At 57.3% G+C, this 20360-nt stretch carries 21 protein-coding genes; 7 read left to right on the top strand and 14 right to left on the bottom strand.

What is annotated here, in order from left to right; translation table 11 throughout:
* Positions 1 to 2: 2 nt before the first annotated feature.
* The 4 genes from edd to ACR0JE_RS09405 form a co-directional block, all read right to left on the bottom strand.
* Positions 3 to 1808, bottom strand: a complete 1806-nt coding sequence (gene edd, locus ACR0JE_RS09420; RefSeq protein ID WP_480863979.1) for a phosphogluconate dehydratase — start codon at positions 1806 to 1808, stop codon at positions 3 to 5.
* Positions 1809 to 1810: 2 nt separating this feature from the next.
* Entirely contained in the window at positions 1811 to 3256 is a 1446-nt protein-coding gene (gene zwf, locus ACR0JE_RS09415; RefSeq protein WP_480542100.1) for a glucose-6-phosphate dehydrogenase, read from the bottom strand.
* A 164-nt stretch (positions 3257 to 3420) separates the two neighbouring features.
* Entirely contained in the window at positions 3421 to 5664 is a 2244-nt protein-coding gene (gene ptsP, locus ACR0JE_RS09410) for a phosphoenolpyruvate--protein phosphotransferase (protein WP_170530932.1), read from the bottom strand.
* 46 nt (positions 5665 to 5710) lie between these two features.
* Complete coding sequence (locus tag ACR0JE_RS09405) at positions 5711 to 6949, bottom strand: aspartate kinase (RefSeq protein ID WP_353013671.1); 1239 nt, start codon at positions 6947 to 6949, stop codon at positions 5711 to 5713.
* 165 nt (positions 6950 to 7114) lie between these two features.
* On the opposite strand from ACR0JE_RS09405, the gene ACR0JE_RS09400 reads away from it, so the two are divergent.
* Positions 7115 to 7471, top strand: coding sequence for a hypothetical protein (locus tag ACR0JE_RS09400; RefSeq protein ID WP_480863978.1), 357 nt, complete (start codon positions 7115 to 7117; stop codon positions 7469 to 7471).
* Here the strand turns inward: ACR0JE_RS09400 and ACR0JE_RS09395 are convergent.
* The 5 genes from ACR0JE_RS09395 to ACR0JE_RS09375 form a co-directional block, all read right to left on the bottom strand.
* Positions 7465 to 8103 (bottom strand): SDR family NAD(P)-dependent oxidoreductase, encoded by a 639-nt coding sequence (locus ACR0JE_RS09395; protein WP_480542094.1) that lies wholly within the window; start codon positions 8101 to 8103, stop codon positions 7465 to 7467. The genes ACR0JE_RS09400 and ACR0JE_RS09395 overlap by 7 nt on opposite strands.
* A gap of 3 nt (positions 8104 to 8106) precedes the next feature.
* Positions 8107 to 8565, bottom strand: coding sequence for a DUF1178 family protein (locus ACR0JE_RS09390; protein WP_480863977.1), 459 nt, complete (start codon positions 8563 to 8565; stop codon positions 8107 to 8109).
* Positions 8566 to 8637: 72 nt separating this feature from the next.
* A complete protein-coding gene (locus ACR0JE_RS09385; protein WP_480864023.1) occupies positions 8638 to 9195 on the bottom strand; it encodes an NUDIX hydrolase in 558 nt (185 codons plus the stop codon).
* A gap of 30 nt (positions 9196 to 9225) precedes the next feature.
* On the bottom strand, positions 9226 to 9969 hold the full coding sequence (locus tag ACR0JE_RS09380; RefSeq protein ID WP_170530945.1) for an EcsC family protein: 744 nt from the start codon (positions 9967 to 9969) through the stop codon (positions 9226 to 9228).
* A gap of 54 nt (positions 9970 to 10023) precedes the next feature.
* Positions 10024 to 10518 (bottom strand): GNAT family N-acetyltransferase, encoded by a 495-nt coding sequence (locus ACR0JE_RS09375; protein ID WP_480863976.1) that lies wholly within the window; start codon positions 10516 to 10518, stop codon positions 10024 to 10026.
* Between the two features lie 72 nt (positions 10519 to 10590).
* Here ACR0JE_RS09375 and ACR0JE_RS09370 point away from each other — a divergent pair, with 72 nt between their 5' ends.
* Both ACR0JE_RS09370 and ACR0JE_RS09365 read left to right on the top strand, forming a co-directional pair.
* On the top strand, positions 10591 to 11196 hold the full coding sequence (locus ACR0JE_RS09370) for a flavin reductase family protein (protein WP_480542086.1): 606 nt from the start codon (positions 10591 to 10593) through the stop codon (positions 11194 to 11196).
* The gene (locus tag ACR0JE_RS09365; RefSeq protein ID WP_480542084.1) at positions 11196 to 11834 is read left to right on the top strand and encodes a CatB-related O-acetyltransferase; all 639 of its coding nucleotides are present in this window, start codon (positions 11196 to 11198) and stop codon (positions 11832 to 11834) included. The genes ACR0JE_RS09370 and ACR0JE_RS09365 overlap by 1 nt, the downstream gene beginning before the upstream one ends.
* A gap of 33 nt (positions 11835 to 11867) precedes the next feature.
* Here ACR0JE_RS09365 and ACR0JE_RS09360 read toward each other — a convergent pair whose 3' ends face one another.
* Positions 11868 to 13502: a SulP family inorganic anion transporter gene (locus ACR0JE_RS09360; RefSeq protein ID WP_480542082.1), complete on the bottom strand. Its 1635-nt coding sequence runs from the start codon at positions 13500 to 13502 to the stop codon at positions 11868 to 11870.
* Between the two features lie 214 nt (positions 13503 to 13716).
* Between ACR0JE_RS09360 and ACR0JE_RS09355 the strand changes: the two genes are divergently transcribed.
* Positions 13717 to 14589 (top strand): S-methyl-5'-thioadenosine phosphorylase, encoded by an 873-nt coding sequence (locus tag ACR0JE_RS09355; RefSeq protein WP_480863975.1) that lies wholly within the window; start codon positions 13717 to 13719, stop codon positions 14587 to 14589.
* Positions 14590 to 14623: 34 nt separating this feature from the next.
* Here the strand turns inward: ACR0JE_RS09355 and ACR0JE_RS09350 are convergent, their stop codons facing one another.
* Complete coding sequence (locus ACR0JE_RS09350) at positions 14624 to 15331, bottom strand: hypothetical protein (protein ID WP_480863974.1); 708 nt, start codon at positions 15329 to 15331, stop codon at positions 14624 to 14626.
* A gap of 264 nt (positions 15332 to 15595) precedes the next feature.
* On the opposite strand from ACR0JE_RS09350, the gene ACR0JE_RS09345 reads away from it, so the two are divergent.
* A complete protein-coding gene (locus ACR0JE_RS09345; RefSeq protein WP_480863973.1) occupies positions 15596 to 16225 on the top strand; it encodes a LysE family translocator in 630 nt (209 codons plus the stop codon).
* 1 nt (position 16226) lies between these two features.
* On the opposite strand, the gene ACR0JE_RS09340 is transcribed toward ACR0JE_RS09345, so the two are convergent.
* Positions 16227 to 16400 (bottom strand): hypothetical protein, encoded by a 174-nt coding sequence (locus ACR0JE_RS09340; RefSeq protein ID WP_170354960.1) that lies wholly within the window; start codon positions 16398 to 16400, stop codon positions 16227 to 16229.
* 325 nt (positions 16401 to 16725) lie between these two features.
* Here ACR0JE_RS09340 and ACR0JE_RS09335 point away from each other — a divergent pair, with 325 nt between their 5' ends.
* A complete protein-coding gene (locus tag ACR0JE_RS09335; RefSeq protein ID WP_353013691.1) occupies positions 16726 to 17265 on the top strand; it encodes an adenine phosphoribosyltransferase in 540 nt (179 codons plus the stop codon).
* Between the two features lie 169 nt (positions 17266 to 17434).
* Positions 17435 to 17917 (top strand): fasciclin domain-containing protein, encoded by a 483-nt coding sequence (locus tag ACR0JE_RS09330; protein ID WP_480863972.1) that lies wholly within the window; start codon positions 17435 to 17437, stop codon positions 17915 to 17917.
* A gap of 39 nt (positions 17918 to 17956) precedes the next feature.
* Here the strand turns inward: ACR0JE_RS09330 and ACR0JE_RS09325 are convergent, their stop codons facing one another.
* Positions 17957 to 19372 carry an FAD-binding oxidoreductase gene (locus ACR0JE_RS09325; protein WP_480863971.1) on the bottom strand — a complete coding sequence of 472 codons (1416 nt, stop codon included), beginning with the start codon at positions 19370 to 19372 and terminating at the stop codon, positions 17957 to 17959.
* Between the two features lie 38 nt (positions 19373 to 19410).
* Positions 19411 to 20229 carry an MBL fold metallo-hydrolase gene (locus ACR0JE_RS09320; protein ID WP_480542069.1) on the bottom strand — a complete coding sequence of 273 codons (819 nt, stop codon included), beginning with the start codon at positions 20227 to 20229 and terminating at the stop codon, positions 19411 to 19413.
* Positions 20230 to 20360: the final 131 nt, after the last annotated feature.

Genomic DNA, 20360 nt, shown 5'->3' with positions numbered 1-20360 from the left:
GGTTAAACTCCGAAAATGCTGGCACCTGTGTCGGCGGAGCCGACATTCTGGCGGAACGCGCCGAAGAGGTCGCGGCCGACGCCGTGCTGGTTGGCAGACAGATCAGCAGTGGCTGGGGTACGGTCGAGGACGCCGGGGGTGAGGATCTCAAGCTCACCCTTGACTGCATCGACGCGCAGCAGATCACCGTCTTGCAGATAGCCGATGGCACCACCGTCCAGCGCCTCAGGGCAGACATGGATGGCCGCGGGAACCTTGCCCGACGCCCCAGACATGCGGCCATCGGTGACCAGAGCGACCTTTTGGCCTCTGCCCTGAAGGATCGACAGTATCGGCGTCAGCGAGTGCAGCTCGGGCATACCATTGGCCTTCGGGCCCTGGAATCGAACAACGACGATGACGTCATCAGTGAACTCTCCGGCCTTGAAGGCGGCTTTGACGTCGTTTTGGTCGTGAAACACACGGACGGGCGCTTCGACCACTTGGTGTTCGGGTGCCACGGCTGAGACCTTCATGACGCCGGTGCCCAGATTTCCGGTCAGGCGCGACAGGCCACCGGTGGACTGGAACGGGTCCTTTGCCGGGCGCACGATCTTTTCATTCAGGCTGTGGCCCGCGCCGTCCTCCCAGACCAACTCGCCGTCTTTCAGCTTTGGTTCCTTGGTGTAGTTGTGAAGGCCCTGCCCCGCGACGGTCAGTGTGTCAGGGTGCAGCAGCCCATCGTCCAGTAGCGTACTGATCGTAAAGCCCAAGCCCCCCGCGGCGTGGAAGTGGTTCACATCGGCCAGACCGTTGGGATAGACCCGCGCGACCAGTGGGACCACTGCGGAGATGTCGGAAAAATCCTCCCAATCCAGCACGATACCACCCGCGCGCGCCATGGCGATCAGGTGGATCAGCAGGTTGGTCGAACCTCCCGTGGCCATCAAGCCAACGATACCATTGACGAAGGCGCGTTCATCGAGGATCTGGCAGACCGGTGTGTAGTGATTGCCCAACGCGCTGAGAGACAGGGCGCGGCGCGCGCCTTCCTCGGTCAGAGCATCGCGCAGAGGCGTGTTGGGGTTGACGAAGCTGGAGCCCGGCAGGTGCAGGCCCATGAACTCCATCAGCATCTGGTTGGTGTTGGCGGTGCCATAAAAAGTGCAGGTGCCGGGGCCATGGTAAGCTGCCATTTCAGCCTGCATCAGGGCGTCGCGACCAACCTCTCCGGCAGCGAATTGCTGGCGCACCTTTGCTTTTTCGTCGTTGGGCAGACCGCTGGTCATCGGACCAGCCGGTAGGAAGACGGCCGGCAGATGGCCAAAGGCCTGCGCGCCGATGATCAGGCCGGGCACGATCTTGTCGCAGACGCCCAGAAACACAGCCGCGTCATAGGTGTTGTGGCTGAGGGAAACTCCTGTCGCCAGCGCGATCACATCGCGCGAGAACAGGGATAGCTCCATCCCCGCCTCACCTTGGGTCACGCCGTCGCACATGGCGGGAACCCCGCCTGCGACCTGCGCTGTGCCACCTGCTGTTCGGATCGCCTGACGGATCAGTTCGGGATAACGCTCAAACGGCTGGTGAGCCGAGAGCATGTCGTTATAGGCGGTGACGATACCAAGGTTCCCAGCCGTACCGGTCGCCATCGAGTTCTGATCCTCACCGGCACCAGCATAAGCATGCGCCTGACCGCTGCAGGACAGATGCGCACGGGCGGGGCCTTTGGATTTGGCCAGTTCCATCCGCTCAAGATGTGGGCCGCGCAAGTCGGCGCTGCGGTCGATGATGCGTTTAGTGACGTCCGAAATAACTGTATTGACCATGATTACCCTCCGATCTGACGCCAGCGGCGTCCATCGCGATGCATCAGCATCAATGCTTCTTCGGGCCCTGAACTGCCCTGATCGTATTTTGCGGGCTTGTCGCCACGTTCTTCCCAGCCGTGAATGATGGGATCGACCCAGGCCCAGGCAGCCTCGGCTTCGTCCCCGCGCATGAACAAGGTCTGATCGCCGCGGATCACGTCCATAATCAGGCGTTCATAAGCGTCAGGGGATTGACCATCATCGCCCAACGCGTCGGCAAAGCTCATGTCCAGCGCCACGTCGGACAGGCGGAACCCGCCCTGCCCCGGCTCCTTGATCGTGGTGCGCAAGGTGATGCCCTCATCCGGTTGCAGGCGGATCACCAGCACGTTGCCGTGCAAAGGGCCAACATTCGGGAAAATCGTATGCGGAGGATCGCGGAAGAACACGGCGATCTCAGATTCACGAGCCCTCAGGCGCTTGCCGGTGCGCAGGTAGAACGGCACACCCGCCCAGCGCCAATTGCCTATATGCGCCTTGAGCGCGATATAGCTTTCGGTGCGGCTGGCCGGGTCACCAACATGATCCAGATAGCCATCGCTGCCCTTGCCCGTACGATATTGGCCGCGCGCGATATCTTTGGGCTCAACCGGTTCCAGTGCTTCGATCACTTTGACCTTTTCATCCCTCACCGCGTTGGGTGCGAATTTCGAAGGCGGCTCCATCGCCGTCAGACACAGCAATTGCACCAGGTGGTTCTGAATCATATCCCGCATCGCGCCGGATTGATCATAGTAAGCGCCACGCCCCTCAACACCCACCGTCTCAGCCACGGTGATCTGAACATGATCGACATGCGTGGCGTTCCAGAGCGGCTCGAATAATGAATTGGCAAAGCGCAGCGCCATCAGGTTCTGCACGGTTTCCTTGCCCAGATAGTGGTCGATCCGGTAGATTTGATGCTCTTCGAAACAGGCGCGCAACCCTTCGTTCAACGCCTTGGCCGAGGCCAGATCATGGCCAAAGGGTTTTTCCACCACGATCCTGCTGTCGGGCGTGGCCAACCCATGATCGTGCAGCCGTTGCGCGATACCCGAAAACAGGCTGGGCCCCACGGACAGATAGAAAGCGCGCACCACATCAGGTCGCAGCGATTTCGCCAGATCAGGCCATCCTGAATCGCCCAGCGCATCCACCGGGAAATAGTCGACGCGTGACAGGAACCGGTCCAAAATGCCCTTGTCATATTTCGGGGCAAACTCATCCATCGACGCGCGCAGTTGTTTGCGAAACCCTTCACTGTCCATGTCCGAACGCGCCGTACCAATAATACGCGCATCTTCGGGCATCTGACCAACCTCAAAACGGTGATACAGTCCGGGTAGGATCTTGCGCTGCGCCAGATCGCCCGTCGCGCCAAAAAGCACGAGGTCAAACGGGTCTACAGGAATTACACGTGAGACCATGGCCTGGTTCCTTTTGCATCCACCTGTGCCAGCCTATCATGCCCCATGATTTGAGAAGGTGACACTGCCATCATAAGAATGTTATCGCTAACATTTATGGTCGTAATAAGTAGATAGACCCAAGAAATCAAGCATGGATTTGCGCAAAGCCGCAGGTTTTCCGACTAGCTTTGGCTGCGCAACCACTCCATCACCGAAGGTCGCACGGATTGCTCGCCTCGGTGGCGCGCATCGGCGATGATCTTGCGCACTTCCTGAAGGTTCGAACGCAACAACAGGCTTTTCACAGGACCAATCGAGGCCGGACGCATCGACAAAGTCCGAATTCCCATCGCCGCCAAGCACAGGGCCTCAACGGGCCGACCCGCATCCTCACCGCAGAAACTGAGCGGCGTATCCGAGATATCGCAGCGTTCAACCACGCGTTCGATAAAGCTGAGGAAGCTGACATTCAGGGTGTCATACCGCCTGCGCACCAGCTCGTTTTCGCGATCGGCCGCAAAGAAGAACTGTTTCAGGTCGTTGCCACCGATTGAAATGAAATCGACTTCGTCAAAGAACTTCTGCGGTGCAAACCCCAAAGACGGCGTCTCGAGCATCGCACCTACTTCCAGCGTTTCGGGTAGCACATGACCCAGTCGCTTTTCCCGCTCGATGGTCTTGTTGACCTCCCATCGGGCTTCACGGAACTCATCGGCCTGCGCGACAAAAGGGAACATAACCGTTAAGGGCCGCCCATTCGCAGCGCGGATAAGCGCCTGCAATTGCATCCGCATGACCCCACGCTTATCAAGACCCACTCGGATCGCGCGCCAGCCAAGGGCGGGGTTCGGTTCGGCTACATGTTTCATATAGGGCAGTACTTTGTCTGACCCGATATCCAGCGTGCGAAATACCACGCGTTTCTCACCTGCTGCGTCCAGCACGCGTTGGTATTGCGTAACAAGTTCAGACCGTTTCGGCATCTGATTACGGACCAGGAATTGAAGCTCGGTCCGGAACAATCCAACCCCTTCGGCCCCCGAATTATTCAGCGACGGCAGGTCTGCCATCAGACCAGCGTTCATCACCAGATTCATCCGTGCGCCGTCCTGTGTCACGCATGGTGTTTCACGGATCGAGGCATAGCGTTCCTGCGCTTTTGCCTGCATGGCGATCTTGTCGCGGAAGGCGCTGACCACGGTATCCTCGGGGCGCAGGTGCACAACACCTTGGTCGCCATCGACCAGGATATGATCCCCATTGAGTGCCTCGGTCGTGATGCGCCCAACATGGACAACCAATGGGATCGCCAAGGCACGTGCCACGATGGTCGCATGGCTGCCCACAGACCCTTCCTCAAGCACAATCCCTTTCAGCGAGCGACCATATTCCAACAGATCGCCTGGGCCAATGTTGCGCGCAATTAGAATCGGATCCGGTGGCAGGTCTGAACTATCAGTTTTACCCTGCCCCGTCAGGATCCGCAGCAGGCGGTTGGACAGATCATCCAGATCGGCCAGACGCTCTCGCAGATAGGGATCAGTCACCTGCCCCATGCGGGCACGCGCCTGCGATTGCTCTTTCTCAACCGCCGCTTCGGCGCTAAGGCCCAGCGCAATGTCTTCCTCCATCCGGCGCATCCAGCCTTTGGAATTCGCAAACATCCTGTAGGCTTCCAACACTTTCAGCTGGTCAGAATCCCCGCCCTGAGAAATCTCCAACATCTTGTCGACGCCAACGCGCAACTCTTCGACCGCCTCGACCAGCCGCTCACGCTCTCGATGTGGATCATCGGCAATCGGATTGGTGATTACGACGCGCGGCTCGTGCAGCCAGACATGCCCCTCGGCTGACCCTTCCTGCGCCGGTCCGCCCCGCAGCAGTACGGATTGCTGGTGCAATGGAGACAGCGCCGCACCTTCACCGACGAACGCGCCCAGCTCGGCCATTTCGGCCAACACCATGGCGACAACTTCCAGAGCGTAGACCTCATCAGCAGAATACTCGCGCGCCTCGCGCGACTGAACGACCAGTACGCCTAGGTTTTCGCCCAATCGCTGTATCGGAACACCCAGAAAAGACGAGAACCGTTCTTCACCGGTTTCCGGCATGTAGCGAAAACCTTTGGCCGATGGCGCGTCGGCGGTGTTCACGATCTTGCCAGACTTGGCTACACGACCGACCAGCCCTTCGCCCATCCGCATCCGCGTTTTATGCACCGCCTCGGGCGACAGGCCTTCGGTTGCGCAGAGTTCCAGCGTTTCCTCGTCTCGGAACAGATAGACCGAGCACACCTCGGCTCGGATGCTATCGGCGATCAGATGAGTGATCCGGTCAAGCCGTTCCTGTCCGGCGGCCTCGCTCGCCATTTCTTCGCGCAGCCGTCCCAGCAGCTTGCGGGATTCAGTTTCGGTGCCGTCCGCCATGGCCCACCCAAATTAGTGCGTCAGGCAAGACCTTTGGCTGAAATGCTCAGGCCGCCTTGTCCAGTTCAAAGGCATCATGCAGTGCCTGAACGGCAAGTTCCATGTATTTCCGATCCACCAGAACGGAAATTTTTATCTCAGAGGTTGTAATGACCTTAATATTGATCCCCTCATCCGAGAGAATCTTGAACATCTTGGCCGCAACACCGGATTGCGAGCGCATACCGATTCCAACCACCGAGACCTTGCAAACGTCATTATCGGCAACCAGCTCGGCATAGTTCAGCTCGCCCGCATCCTTGATCGCCAACAGCGCTTTTTCTGCGCGTGCGACCTGATCGGTCGGGCACGAGAAGGTCATGTCTGTGCGACCTTCGTCCGAAATATTCTGTACGATCATGTCGACATTGACGCCCTCATCGCTGAGCGCGGTAAAGATGATCGACGCGATCCCTGGGCGGTCGGCGACCGACACCACAGTCATCTTGGCTTCGTCGCGAGAATAGGCCACACCGGCCACAACATTGGATTCCATAATATCCTCCTCATCGCAGACCAGCGTGCCTGCATTGTCGGATTGTTCTTCAAAACTGGACAGCACCCGCAGGCGCACCTTATAGCGCATCGCCAACTCGACCGAGCGGGTCTGTAGAACTTTTGCGCCCAGTGAGGCCAGTTCCAGCATTTCCTCGAACGAGATTTTCTCAAGCTTGCGCGCCTTCTCGCAGATGCGTGGGTCGGTCGTGTAAACACCGTCCACATCCGTGTAAATATCACAGCGCTCGGCCTCGAAAGCGGCAGCAAAGGCCACAGCCGTCGTGTCTGAGCCACCCCGGCCCAGCGTTGTGATACGCCCTTCGGGGCTCAGGCCCTGAAACCCGGCGACAACCGCGACTTTCATGCCTTCCCCGAACTTCTGGTTCAGGTTGTCGGTCGGGATTTCTTCGATCCGCGCCGAAGAATGAGCACCATTGGTCAACAACGGAACCTGCCAACCCTGCCAACTGCGCGCCGGGATATCCATTTCCTGTAGAGTCAACGCCATCAGACCTGCGGTCACATTCTCGCCCGAGGAAACCACAGCGTCATATTCACGCGCATCGAACAGCGGTGAGGTTTCATTCACCCAGCCCACCAGTTCGTTGGTCTTGCCGGACATGGCCGAGACGATGACGATCACGTCATATCCCTTGGCCACCTCAACGCCCACACGCTTTGCCGCGCGGCGGATACGGTCAAGATTGGCAACCGATGTGCCTCCGAATTTCATCACGAGTACGGGCATGAGGCCAACTGTCTCCGTGCCTTGGGCTGTTAGTTCCGTGCCTCATATGCGAGGGGGGGATCAAGGGCAAGGGCGCAATCAGGCTTTGCCTGCGACCCAGGGCTGCTTTACAATCAGTGGGCACAGTGTCAGCCTGTCCTTCGCAATCATTCCAAGAGGTTATTTATGCTCCGCCTTGTCGCCGCCTTCGTCCTTCTATCCTCTCCCGCCATTGCGCAGGTCGCAAGCGTGGCAGGAACCGATGGTCAGAACGCTTTGGGTACCGTCCCTTGCGCGGTCAATGCCGGTGACCCGCTGCAAAGCTGCAATGCGGAACTGCGCCGTCGCGATGATGGCAGCGCCACCCTGGCGGTGGCCTTGGGCAATGGCGAGGTGCGCAACATCTATTTCACCGATGGCGTGCCGGATTCCAGTAGTTCACCTTCGAAACTCAGCTACGAAACACGCGGTGATCTGCTGATCATATTCATCGAACCCGGAGAGGTTTATGAACTGCCAAAGGCAGCGCTGAACGCTCAGTAAGCATGCGGCTGGCCATCATAGGTCTCAAAGCAACCGGTATTGTCCAATGAGAGCGCGTCAAAGCGTTTGATGAGGCCTGAAACGGCCTCATCCACGTGAATATCGGCTGACGATCCGCCCATATCCGTCTGCACCCAGCCCGGATGGTAAATCCCGACTGCAATGCCATCTGCCCTTAGATCGGTCGCCAGATTACGTCCCAGATTCAACGCTGCCGCCTTCGAAGCACGGTAGATGTAACTGCCACCTGGCGCCCGCGAGTGTGATGCCATTTGTGATGAGAGAATAGCGATTTTGCCGCCAGCGGCCTTTAAATTTGGTAGCAAAGCCTGAATGGTTAGAAAAACACCGGTGACATTCGTCGCAAAGCTCTGTGCCCACATGTCTGCCGGATAGCCATCGAGGCCCTGACCCTTGTCAAGATAAACGCCTGCATTGCAGATCAGCAGATCCAGCGGTTGACCTTCTAGCTGCCGCGCCATCGCCTGATGATGCGCGCTATCTGAGACATCCAACTGTATTTCAGCACTATTGTCGCGGGCCGTGCCGGTGACATTATGACCCTCAGCGCGATATTGATCCGCCAGAGCCTTTCCGATTCCGCGATTGGCTCCGGTAATCAGTAGATGCATAGATCAATTCGTCTTTCTGCTGGGCACAAAGGGCAACGGGGCGACGGGCACGCCATCTTCGATCAGCGCTTTCGCCTCATCTGGCTTGGCCTCGCCATAGATCGATCGTTCGGGTGCGTCGCCCAAATGCATCTTTCGGGCTTCGCTGGCAAAATCTTTACCAACATAGTCCGAGTTTTCCTCGACCTTGCGGCGCAGCTCGGCCAGCGCTTTCTCTATCTCAGGCGCGGGTGTCGCCACACTGATGTCACCGGATCCGGCGGGCGCTGTTGCGTCGGGTTTGGGCGCGGCCTTACGTGCGGGGCGTACCCGTGGTGTCATGATTGCTTTTTCCACTTGCGAGCATCCGCAGACCGCACAAGTCAGAAGACCTGCTGCCGCCAGCTTGTCAAACGCTTCGGCGGACTGGAACCAGCTGTCGAATGTGTGGCCTTCGACGCATTTCAACGCGTATTGAATCATTTTTCACCCAAAAAAGCGATGGCCGAATAGATACCGACCGGCAAGACAATATCAAGCCCTACAAAAGGATGATCAATGCAGGCCGGACTTAAAGCTGCGTAAAATGACGGCAAGCTCAGGCGAGGCCACCTTGGACGCTGCTTTTTTCAGCGAACACCATTGCCGCTTGCGCTGCCCTTTTTCCGGAAATTCCTGCGCCAAGGATTTCACGTGCATCGGATACACGTCAACCATACACAAAACAGGCCCTTTTCTGGGTCGCATCTTTACAAAAGGGAACTGTCCCAGCGATTGGTCACCGCATTTTCCGACAACACCCGCCTCCTCCCAGGCTTCCTGCGTAGCGGTTTCGGCCGCCGTCAATCCGGGCATCAGCCAGCCTTTGGGGATGATCCATCGCCGGGTTTGCCGTGTCGTGATCAAAAGAACCTCCGGCCGACCCAGCTCAACCCGATAACATAAGGCAGCTGCTTGCGGTAAAATCGCAAGATTTTCCACACCATGCCATAGCTCGGATGAAAGCCGGGCGTTCATCGCGACAATCCCTTTCACAAGAGGTTCAAGCCTGTCTGTCAGGTCGCTGATTTTTGTCCTATTTTGCGAACCTGATAGTTTTTGATACCACATCATGCGGTTCAAGCCAAGGTTTCTGGCCTCGGGCTACATTCTGGACGACAGCATCCGAACCAGTTGATCGTGCGGAATATCGGCATCAATCGCCAATCGGCGCAGACCAAAATGAACATGCGCGATCTGCTGATAGTAGCGGGTATAGATATAGTTTGTTCCGCCACCTGCGAGTGCCCCCAGCAGCGGTACCGACTGCGCGGCAAGTTTTTGCCCCAGAACGATCGATAGCCGCGGCGCAACCGCTGCGATCAGGCGCTGCATGGCTGGTCCGGTCAGCGTCAAGCGCACGGAAAAGAACCCCAAATCAGCCCCGTCATCATATGACAATGGGCCTGCTGCTGACAAAACGCGAACGCAATCGAATTTGACGTTTTCCTCAGCCGGGTCAAAGCCTTCGCGCGCGGCCGCGCCCTGAATTGAGCGCAACAACATTGCAGTGGTTGCCGGCAGTTCAACCAATGACGTCGATAGGCCGCCAATACCACCTGCCGCGCCCATCGCGGTTGTAACCGCCGTATTCACCCATGGCTCCTGATCCGGTACAGCGCGCCTTGAACCTTGCGCCGCCTGAATGGCCAACCACAAAGCGCTCTCGGTCGCTCCGGTCAGGCCTTGACGTACGGGTTCAGGCAATTGGTCAATCAGGGATTCAGCCGACCCACCCAGTGCGTTCAGTAGTCGAACCCCGGCACCGCCCGCAGTTCTATAGTGCTGCGCCAAGCGGTCCAGCTCTGCCTCGGCATCTATGTCTTCAACAAGAACCACGTCCTGCATCTGATCCCTCCGTTCTTTGAACAGATCGGGGTTTGCAGTCAGAGTTTCAATAGGTCAGCGTGTCCATCTTGTGACGAAACCCGCCACATTAGCCCATCCTTCAGGGATTAAATCCAACCCGAGAATACGATCCGGGTTCGTTGGCGGTGGCATCTCGACACCTCTCAGCCGGGCAAAACCGAAGCGAGAGTAATAAGGCTCGTCACCTACCAGCATGACGCGCTGCCATCCCAGATCGCGCCCGGCCTCGAGACCGGCGTGGATTAGATACCCGCCCAAACCTTCACCTTGGCGCGTGGGGTGTACCGCGACTGGCCCCAATAGCAGCGCATCTTCTGTGCCGACATGGACCGGCCAGAACCGGATCGCACCCGCTAGAATGCCTTGCCCATCGCGCGCGACCATAGAGAGCCCGGAAACAGGCGGGACATCGTCGCGCAAGCGATAGGAAGACAGCGCTTCGCGCCCCGGTGCAAAGCACAGGTCATAAAGGGCTTCAACCTCCCACCAATCGTCCGGCTCTTCCGGCCTGATCCCGAATTGCTGCACGCCTGCCCTCTTTTCCTTGCTGGCATTCGCCCTAGCACTTCGATACGCCTTGGGCAAACGCTTGGAGACCATATGTTCTATCGCCCCGAAGACGGCCACGGACTGCCGCATAATCCATTTAACGCCATCGTCACCCCTCGCCCGATCGGGTGGATATCAACGCGCAGTGCTGATGGGATCAACAATCTGGCCCCTTACTCCTTCTTCAACGCTGTCGCCTATAACCCGCCGCAGGTCATGTTCGCCTCGACGGCGTCTAAGCCGGATCAGGATGGAACCAAAGACAGCGTTGCTAATATCGAAGCAACCGGTGTGTTCTGCGTGAACATTGTGGCTCAGGCCCATCAGGATGCCATGAACGCAAGCTCAGCCGCACTGCCGAAGGACACGGATGAGTTTCACCATGCAGGCCTGACGCCCGTTGAATGCCAGACCATTCCCTGCGCGCGAGTCGCCAATGCTCCGGCTGCGCTCGAGTGCAATCTGACCCAGATCGTCACCCTACCAGGCGAAGCAAACCGAGTTGTTTTCGGCGAGGTTATCGGCGTGCATTTACGCGATGACTGTATGAAGGATGGCAAGTTCGACGTGACCTCGTTTCAACCCCTGGCACGACTTGGATACCGCGACTATTCCGTGGTGTCCGAAGTGTTCAGCCTATCTAGGCCCGATGAATAATGCCCCTGCCCCACGCCTTACGCCGATACCCGGTGACCCTGCCCAATGGAACCGAGCATCCGGGTACTGTGTTCCTGAACCAGGCTATCGATCATCCTTGCATTGAAGCAGGTGACTACAGCTATGCCTCGGATTTCGACACGCCAACGGATTGGGCCGCTCGCCTGGCTCCGTTTCTGTTTCCATTTTCCCGCGAACGCCTCGTGATTGGTAAGTTCTGTCAGTTCGCCCACGGTGTTCGATTCATAACGTCATCTGCCAACCATGCGATGGATGGGGTGACGTGCTATCCCTTCCCGGTTTTTGATCCCGAGAAGCTGTTGGAGTATCAGCCAGACACGCGAGACACCGTAATCGGCAATGATGTCTGGATCGGTTACGGTGCCCTGATCCTGCCGGGCGCGAGGATAGGGGACGGGGCGATCATTGGTGCCGGATCGGTGGTGCGCGGCACGATCCCGCCATATGGCATCGCAACGGGTAACCCTGCCGAGGTTCGGAAGTTTAGGTTTCCGTCCGACATCATCGAGCGGTTGCTTGCCTTGGAGTGGTGGAATTGGCCCGCCGAACAGATCAAGCGCGCCGAAGATGCGCTGATTTCAGGCGATGTTGATGCCTTGGAACGTATCGTTCGTTAAGAAAAAGGCGGCCATTGTGGCCGCCTTTTAGGATCAGTGTCCGCCCAGAATTCCGGTGCGGACAGAGTAATCCACGGCCAGACCATAATCCGGGTCATCGTCGCTATCGACCATCAGGTGACCGGCCTTATTGAGCAGCCTGTGGCAGTCACGGCTGAGATGGCGCAGCATGACGCATTTGCCTGCAGCCTCGTACTTGCCAGCGATGTTTTCGATGGCTTGCAAAGCCGATTGATCCACAACCCGGCTCTCGGCGAAATCCACAATCACGGTGTCTGGGTCGTTTGACACATCGAACAGTTCTACAAAACCGTCAGACGATCCGAAAAACAGCGGGCCTTGGATTTCATAAACCTTGGCCCCTTTTTCAGTCTCCGAGTCGCGAGTGACAGCATGGATGCGCTTGGCGTTGTTCCACGCATAGGCCAGTGCCGAGACGATTACACCGACAACCACTGCTACGGCGAGGTCTTCCATCACTGTCACAACCGTCACCAGCACGATGACGAAGGCATCCGTCAACGGCACCTTCCGCATGATCTTGAACGAGTTCCAGGCGAAGGTGCCAATCACCACCATGAACATCACGCCAACCAGTGCGGCCAGCGGGATTTGTTCGATCAAAGGCGAGGCAAATAGGATAAAGATCAGCAGGAACAAAGCCGCAGCGATCCCTGCAATCCGCGTGCGACCACCGGATTTTACGTTGATCATCGACTGCCCGATCATCGCGCAGCCGCCCATGCCGCCAAAAAAACCAGTTACGATATTCGACGCGCCTTGTGCGATGCATTCCTGCGAGGCTCCACCGCGTTTGCCGGTGATCTCGCCAACGAGGTTCAGGGTCAGCAGGGATTCGATCAAGCCGATGGCTGCCAGAATAACAGCGTAGGGTAGAATGATCTCAAAGGTGTCCCAGTTCAGCGGAACCATCGGAATGTGGAAAGCGGGCAGGCCACCCTCGATTGACGCTAAATCGCCAACGCGCGGAACATCCAGACCCAAACCGATCACAAGCGCCGCAACGACCAGAATACCGGCCAGAGGCGCAGGAATGATGCGCGTGATGCGCGGCATCACCCAGATCACCGCCATGGTCAGCGCCACAAGACCCAGCATGGTGTAGAGCTGAAGCCCCGAAAGCCATTCACCGCCACTCATACCGTGGCCGGTGTTTTCCATGGTGCCGGGTACTTTGAACTGACCCATCTGGGCCAAAAAGATCACGATGGCCAGACCGTTCACAAAGCCCAACATCACCGGGTGGGGCACAAGACGTATGAAACGGCCCCAGTGCATTGCACCTGCGATGACCTGCAAGATGCCCATCAGAACAACGGTCGCGAACAGATATTCGACCCCATGCTGCGCCACCAAGGCCACCATGACCACGGCCAAAGCGCCCGTTGCACCCGAAATCATACCGGGGCGGCCACCGATCAGGGCGGTGATCAGACCGACTAGGAAGGCCGCGTAGAGGCCCACAAGCGGATGAACGCCTGCAACAAACGCAAAAGCTACGGCTTCCGGAACCAACGCCAGCGCAACGGTCAGACCTGACAACAGCTCGATCCGCAGGCGCGAGACGGTCAACCCCTCATCCGGTACCCAACGCAGATCGGGTTTGGCTATACGGTTGGCAAAGCTTGCCAGCATGGCTCGGGGCATGGGACGGTCCTGTGGGTCGTTATGTTCGCGCGAAAGGGGCCTTCTACCGGGTAAGCCCCGGCTGAGATACCGCATTATCGGGAACCCGCTATGCGCTAGATGCATGGCTTGGTAAGGTTTGCCCGGTGTTGCACACAAACAGTTGACTGCACTTGCCAATTCGCGCGCCGCCCCGCAGAAATCGGGTATCAGAAATTCGCATCGGAGGCCGAACGTGACCCAAACCAAAATCGCCGTCATCGGAGGATCGGGCATTTATGACATCGATGGGCTGGAAAATGCAGAATGGGTCACGGTTGATACCCCTTGGGGTGCCGCCTCGGATCAGATCCTTACCGGATCGCTGAACGGCGTCGAGATGGCCTTTCTACCTCGTCACGGACGTGGGCACGTGCATTCACCAACCGAGGTGCCCTATCGTGCGAATATCGACGCTCTGAAGCGTCTAAAGGTGACTGATGTCATCTCGGTCTCGGCCTGCGGTTCGTTTCGGGAACACATGGCACCCGGAGATTTCGTGATCGTCGATCAGTTCATCGACCGGACCTTTGCGCGTGATAAAAGCTTCTTTGGCACAGGTTGTGTAGCCCATGTCAGCGTTGCCCACCCAACGTGCCCACGGCTGAGCGATGCATGTGAGACAGCCGGCAAGGCCGCAGGCATCACCATCCACCGCGGCGGTACTTATCTGGTGATGGAGGGGCCCCAGTTCTCAACCCTTGCCGAATCCAAGATGTATCGCGAGCAATGGGGTTGTGATGTGATTGGAATGACCAATATGCCCGAGGCAAAACTCGCCCGTGAGGCCGAGCTTTGTTATGCCTCGATTGCGATGGTGACGGACTATGATAGCTGGCATCCGGACCACGGCGAGGTCGATGTCACCTCAATCATCGAAACCCTGACCGGCAATGCCGAGAAAGGCCGGGCGCTGGTCAAAGGCTTGCCCACTTTGCTAGGGGCTGAGCGCGCGCCCTGCCCGCATGGCTGCGACAGGGCGCTGGAATATGCGATCCTGACGGCCCCAGAGAAGCGTGATCCTGCCTTGCTGTCCAAGCTGGATGCGGTGGCAGGCCGGGTTCTTTAGGCTATCAATAACCGTTTCGATCACGCCAGCCTGGCTATTCGATGCGCACCAGTTCCCAATCGGCTTTCTTTCGCGTCAACCAGCTGATCCTAAGCACCTGATGTTTGGGCGCAGTCTTAACACACAGCGCACCGCAATCCTTTGGGATAATGCTGGAGCGTGACAATTGCACAAGTGCGGGCTGATCCGGAGTGTCCCGATCAAAATAGACCATATCTACGATGAACACAGACTGATCCGGCATCCGCACATGCTCGATCACGCGGGCCAGACAACTGCGTTCCAGCTTTGAATTCAGTTCATCGCTGCGATAGATCTTGTTGAACTCCCAGACGACATCTGCGTCCTCCAGGTTCATGCCAGCCAGAATCTTCTCGCCAACAAACTGTCCAACTTGCGAAATCGCATCATTCAGGCCTTTTCCCCATTCGTTGATGCCAGCAAAACTGACCGGTGCGATCGGGTAGTCATCCGCCATATGCAACGTGCACAGCTTGATCGACGCAAATTCTCCTGTCGAGTGATCAAACGCATATGCATCACCCGGTTTTGGGCTGCCCAGCCAATTGGCCGGGATACTGTTCCGATCATAGCGCAAGTCAGCCTCATCCGCGTCAAGGATCAAGGGTGCGCAGAACGAAAACACCGCGATTATTCCCGCCACAACCACCAAGTAGACCGCGCGCTTGCGTAGGGTTTCCAGTACAGATGACAGTTTCATGGCTGCACCGTGGGGCAGCATAAATTACCTCCGCAGTCCGAGTATCCCTCGGGACAGCCATCAGCAGCAACATGTTCTGGAACAAACAAAGTCAGGAGCAAAAGCCCCACTGCAAAACGTTTCATACTAAAATCTCCACCTTAAAATAGGAGGCTAATTTAGCATATGTGTAGACAATAGGCGAATCTTGCCCAAACCTGGCTTGGTTTGGCGGGGTTCTTCAGGTTGACTTTGGGGCTAGTAGAGCCCTAGCTGATGCCATTGCTTTCAGAAATAGGTTGATACATGTCCCTAGACCTCTGGCTGGCTTTCGTTGCCGCATCCACCGCCCTGCTTCTTATTCCAGGACCGACCGTTCTGCTTGTGCTCAGCTACGCTCTGTCCAAAGGGCGCAGCGTGGCGGTGGCTTCGGCGACCGGGGTGGCTTTGGGCGATTTGATTGCCATGACAGCATCGCTGTTGGGCTTGGGCGCTTTGGTGCTGGCGTCGGCCACGCTCTTTTCCATTCTGAAGTGGATCGGCGCAGCCTATCTGGTTTGGCTTGGGATCAAGCTGCTGCGCAGCGCGCCGTCCGGCGGGCTAGCCCCGGTGGAAACGGGCCGCGATGTCACTGCGCGCAGCGTTTTTGGACACGCCGCCGCTGTCACGGCCCTGAACCCGAAATCCATCGCGTTCTTCATCGCCTTTGTGCCACAGTTCATACGCCCCACAGACCCGCTGGGTCCTCAGTTTGTCATCCTGATCGCTACTTTCGTCGGCCTCGCCGCGCTGAATGCACTGGCCTATGCGTTGCTGGCAGATCGGTTGCGAATGATGGTGGGACGCGTAGGTGTGATCACTGCCCTGACACGGTTCGGAGGGGTCGCGTTGATCGGAATGGGGCTGGCGACCGCTGTCTTGCGCCGCCCAGCCTAGGCTAGTCTTCGGCATTTTCTTTCATGAAACCGCGAATGAAGCGGCGAATTTCGCGTGCGGCCGAGGTGTCCAGCTCTTTGCACAGCTCAACAAATGCATCGCGTTCATCCTTATCCAGACGCAGCACTAACTGACTGTTTTTCTTAGTAGAACCTTTACCGTCTTTCTTCGCCACGCGTCTTATTCCCGTCAAAACCTTGATTCTCTACGCGATGCAATGTATATACACAGCATAGAGGTTGTAGATATCGTGCACCTAACAATAAAAAAAGGATTATGGCAATGAACCTTCATACCGCCCAAGCATTTCTTTTGCGAGATCAGCGCAATTGGCGCAAACCACACCTGTCGTGGCTGCCGGCTGCTTTGTACCGCTACTACAGCCTGCCAAACGCCGTTTCTAAAAGCCGCAAATAGGCACAATCGCGCAGTCTTTTCTTGCATGGTTAGCCCTGATAGGCCAAACACCGCCGGGTGTTTTGTCGCCAAAGGGTTGCCTCATGTCCAGAACCAAAACGGTCAAAGATTACATCCGGACCATCGTCGATTTCCCGCACGAAGGGATCATGTTCCGCGATGTGACGACCCTGTTTGCCGACCCACGTGGCTTTCGCATGGCCATCGACCAAATGCTGCACCCTTACGCAGGTGAGCGCATTGATAAAGTCGTCGGGCTTGAAGCGCGAGGGTTCATTTTGGGCGGCGCAATTGCGCATCAGCTGAGCGTTGGATTTGTACCCATTCGCAAAAAGGGCAAGCTGCCCGGCACCACAATCAGTCAGGACTACAAGCTGGAATATGGCGAAGCCATCGTCGAGATTCACGATGACGCCATCCAACCGGGCGAGAAAATCCTTGTGGTCGACGATCTGCTGGCTACCGGCGGCACCGCTGCTGCCGGGATCAAGTTGATCGAACGTTTGGGGGGCGAGATTGTCTCGTGCTCTTTCATTATCGACCTGCCCGAACTTGGCGGCCGAAAAGTGCTGGAAGAGATGGGAATGGATGTGCATGTTCTGTGTGAGTTCGAAGGGCTCTGACCCGAAAGAAATCACTTATTTTTGAGTGGAAATTTGAAATGGCGCTGGCTTAGCCCGGGTAAGGCGGTTTTCAAGCCAATTCTTTGCACGTTTGCTGTGATCTTTTTCCTCAGCTGAACGTATCCCGTGTGATGCTACTGAGAGCATCCCAATTTAGGGAGACTACGTTATGTTCCGCAAATTCGCCGCCGCAAGTGTCGCAACAATCCTTTTCAGCACCTCGGCCATTGCCGATGGTCACGGCAAAGACATCGTGGACACCGCTGTCGCAGCTGGCAGCTTTGAAACACTCGTTGCTGCTGTGCAAGCCGCCGAACTGGTTGAAACGCTGAAAGGTGAAGGCCCGTTCACCGTGTTTGCCCCAACAGATGAGGCCTTTGCGGCCCTGCCCGAGGGCACGGTTGCAGACCTGCTGAAGCCGGAAAACAAAGACCAACTGGTGGCAGTTCTGACTTATCACGTTGTTCCGGGCAAAGTGATGTCTGGCGATCTGTCTGACGACATGACCGCAGCCACCGTTCAAGGCGGCGATATCACCATCGATCTGGATTCGGGCGTGATGGTCAATGACGCAAATGTGGTTCAGGCCGACATTGAAACGTCAAACGGCGTCATCCACGTCATCGACAAGGTGATCCTGCCGGCGTCGTAAGCGACTTTGGATCACGGCCCGTTCATACCTGGGCCGTGATCATGCCTTGAGAACCGCGCCCGGGTTCATGATCCCTTTAGGGTCCATGGCTGCCTTGATCGTACGCATTGCAGACAATTTGGCTGGATCGGAAAATCGTTCCAGATCATCCGTCTTCAACCGCCCGACGCCATGTTCTGCACTCACCGAGCCCTCAAACGCTTGGACGAGCTCGTGAACGGCCTGTTTGATCACCATGCGATCTTCTGCAAAGTCCGAACGGTTTTGTCCCTTGGGAGGAAACACGTTGTAATGTAGATTGCCATCCCCCAGATGACCAAAACAATTGATGCGGAATGGGCCCAATGCGTTGATGATCTCGGCTCCGTGCTGGATGAACTCAGGGATTGCCGAGATCGGCACAGAAATGTCATGGCTGGACACTGACCCAATCAGGCGATTGGCTTCGGGAATACGTTCACGAACAGCCCAAAGCTCCTGGCGCTGAGTTTCGCTTTGCGCCACCACCCCGTCATCGACCAAACCCCTTGCGTTTGCGGTACTGAACAAGGCTTCCAGCGCCTCAATGGGATCCTGCCCCTTCGGCAGCCCCAATTCGATCAAAACCGACCAATCCGGCGCGGTTTCAAAGGGCTGGCGTACATCCGGCAAAACCTCTGCCAGAAAGTCAAACCCCTGCCGATGGACCAGTTCGAATGTGCTGACCACCTCGCCCACCTGATCCCGCGCTACGGCGAGCAAGTCAATCGCAGCCGCGGGAGAGGCCACCTGAAACATCGCCGTCCCAGTTGCCGCGGGTTGCGGATACAGCTTCAGTGACGCCGCCGTAATGATCCCCAACGTTCCTTCGGACCCGATCAGAAGGTTGCGCAGATCATAACCGGTATTGTCCTTCCGCAATCGGCTAAGACCATGCCAGATCTCCCCACTTGGCAATACGGCTTCAAGACCAAGACACAGATCGCGGGCGTTCCCATAGCGCAGCACATTGACACCACCGGCGTTGGTCGCAAGATTGCCACCAATCCGGCAAGAGCCCTGCGCGGCCAGCGATAAGGGAAACAACCGTTCCACCGCCTCAGCCGCGGCCTGAACATCCGACAAAATGGCACCTGCTTCGACGATCATGACATTTTCCTTAGGATAGACCTCTCGGATCGCGGTCATGCGCTCCAACGATATCAACAGCGGCGCTGGACCATCGCTCATCACCTGCCCGCCAACCAAACCTGTGCCGCCACCATAAGGCAGAACGGCAACTGCCTCGTCAAACGCCAAGCGGACAAGCGCCGATACCTCCTCAACCGTGCGCGGTAACGCCAGCAGCCCCGCCTGCCCGGCAAATCGACCGCGCGGTTCTTCCAGATACCGCTCTTCGATCGGGCGCAGCACATCAATGCCTACAGAGGCCCGGATCAGGTCGGCAATTCGGTCATCGGCGGAGTTCAGGGTCATTGTTCTTACTTGCCCAAGGTGCGCAGCACCCACAAGCCTTATTCCAGATCAATCAGATATTCCGGTTCAAGCACCACAACGGTTGGCCGATCCGGCAACGTGCGCAGTGAGACGGTGATCTCCGATACGCCCTCGCGCACAACCGGGAAATCATCCCGGATATCCACCAGGAACCGATCCAGCGAGAAACCGGAAAACCAATGCATCGGAATGATGACCGAGCTTTCCAGCCGCTTCAGAACCGCAATCATATCCGGCAAAGGCATGGTCGTGCCCCCATCCACGGCAGCCATGACCACATCCAGCCGCCCAAGGGCCGCAAATTGCGCGTCTGATGGTACATGGTGCAGATGCCCCAAATGGCCGATGCAAAGGCCCTCGACTTCGAATACAAAGATCGAATTCCCCCGCTCCTCAACCCCGCCATAGGCAGACCGAATATCGGTAGAAACATTCCGCACAAGCAATTCACCCAGATCAAGGTGATGATCAATGCCCTGACCAAATTCCCCCCATCCCGGCAGGACATGCGGGATTGCAGGATCAGGGTTTGCCGTCCAATGCGTGCTATGCGCATGGTTCATTGTGACGACGTCCGGGATCAGATCGGCGCCACCGATGAAACCAGTGAAATCTGTGACAGCGTTCAAGCCGCCTCGCGTTTGGATCAAAAACGACGCATGCGCCACATAGCTGATCCGCACCGAATACTCCGGCACAGGGTCCTGCCAGGCGGCCTTGTAAATATATTCAATTCCAGGTGCCGCATCAGCGATGGCGATGCAATGGCTTGGCCGCCGTTCCTGCGCAACCGCCCCGCCTGAAATTACCATCAATGCCGCAACAAACCAGCGCATGTTCCAACTGTAGCGCAGAACGCCACCAAGTCATGCCTTTTTGCAGCGCGGTCCCACCCTCACGAAACACCACCGGCTCCGCGCCATCGATCCCCTGCTTCATTTGGCCAAAAATATCCCGGGGGAGGCGC

It is taken from the genome of Ruegeria sp. H3, from assembly GCF_056533095.1.
Note: the sequence above shows the minus strand (reverse complement) of the source record. Positions and strands in the feature narration are given on the sequence as shown.

Coding starts and splice junctions, on each gene's coding strand:
- edd (WP_480863979.1), bottom strand. CDS start 1,808: ATGGTCAATACAGTTATTTCGGACGTCACTAAACGCATCATCGACCGC.
- zwf (WP_480542100.1), bottom strand. CDS start 3,256: ATGGTCTCACGTGTAATTCCTGTAGACCCGTTTGACCTCGTGCTTTTT.
- ptsP (WP_170530932.1), bottom strand. CDS start 5,664: ATGGCGGACGGCACCGAAACTGAATCCCGCAAGCTGCTGGGACGGCTG.
- ACR0JE_RS09405 (WP_353013671.1), bottom strand. CDS start 6,949: ATGCCCGTACTCGTGATGAAATTCGGAGGCACATCGGTTGCCAATCTT.
- ACR0JE_RS09400 (WP_480863978.1), top strand. CDS start 7,115: ATGCTCCGCCTTGTCGCCGCCTTCGTCCTTCTATCCTCTCCCGCCATT.
- ACR0JE_RS09395 (WP_480542094.1), bottom strand. CDS start 8,103: ATGCATCTACTGATTACCGGAGCCAATCGCGGAATCGGAAAGGCTCTG.
- ACR0JE_RS09390 (WP_480863977.1), bottom strand. CDS start 8,565: ATGATTCAATACGCGTTGAAATGCGTCGAAGGCCACACATTCGACAGC.
- ACR0JE_RS09385 (WP_480864023.1), bottom strand. CDS start 9,195: ATGATGTGGTATCAAAAACTATCAGGTTCGCAAAATAGGACAAAAATC.
- ACR0JE_RS09380 (WP_170530945.1), bottom strand. CDS start 9,969: ATGCAGGACGTGGTTCTTGTTGAAGACATAGATGCCGAGGCAGAGCTG.
- ACR0JE_RS09370 (WP_480542086.1), top strand. CDS start 10,591: ATGTTCTATCGCCCCGAAGACGGCCACGGACTGCCGCATAATCCATTT.
- ACR0JE_RS09365 (WP_480542084.1), top strand. CDS start 11,196: ATGCCCCTGCCCCACGCCTTACGCCGATACCCGGTGACCCTGCCCAAT.
- ACR0JE_RS09360 (WP_480542082.1), bottom strand. CDS start 13,502: ATGCCCCGAGCCATGCTGGCAAGCTTTGCCAACCGTATAGCCAAACCC.
- ACR0JE_RS09350 (WP_480863974.1), bottom strand. CDS start 15,331: ATGCTGCCCCACGGTGCAGCCATGAAACTGTCATCTGTACTGGAAACC.
- ACR0JE_RS09345 (WP_480863973.1), top strand. CDS start 15,596: ATGTCCCTAGACCTCTGGCTGGCTTTCGTTGCCGCATCCACCGCCCTG.
- ACR0JE_RS09335 (WP_353013691.1), top strand. CDS start 16,726: ATGTCCAGAACCAAAACGGTCAAAGATTACATCCGGACCATCGTCGAT.
- ACR0JE_RS09330 (WP_480863972.1), top strand. CDS start 17,435: ATGTTCCGCAAATTCGCCGCCGCAAGTGTCGCAACAATCCTTTTCAGC.
- ACR0JE_RS09325 (WP_480863971.1), bottom strand. CDS start 19,372: ATGACCCTGAACTCCGCCGATGACCGAATTGCCGACCTGATCCGGGCC.
- ACR0JE_RS09320 (WP_480542069.1), bottom strand. CDS start 20,229: ATGCGCTGGTTTGTTGCGGCATTGATGGTAATTTCAGGCGGGGCGGTT.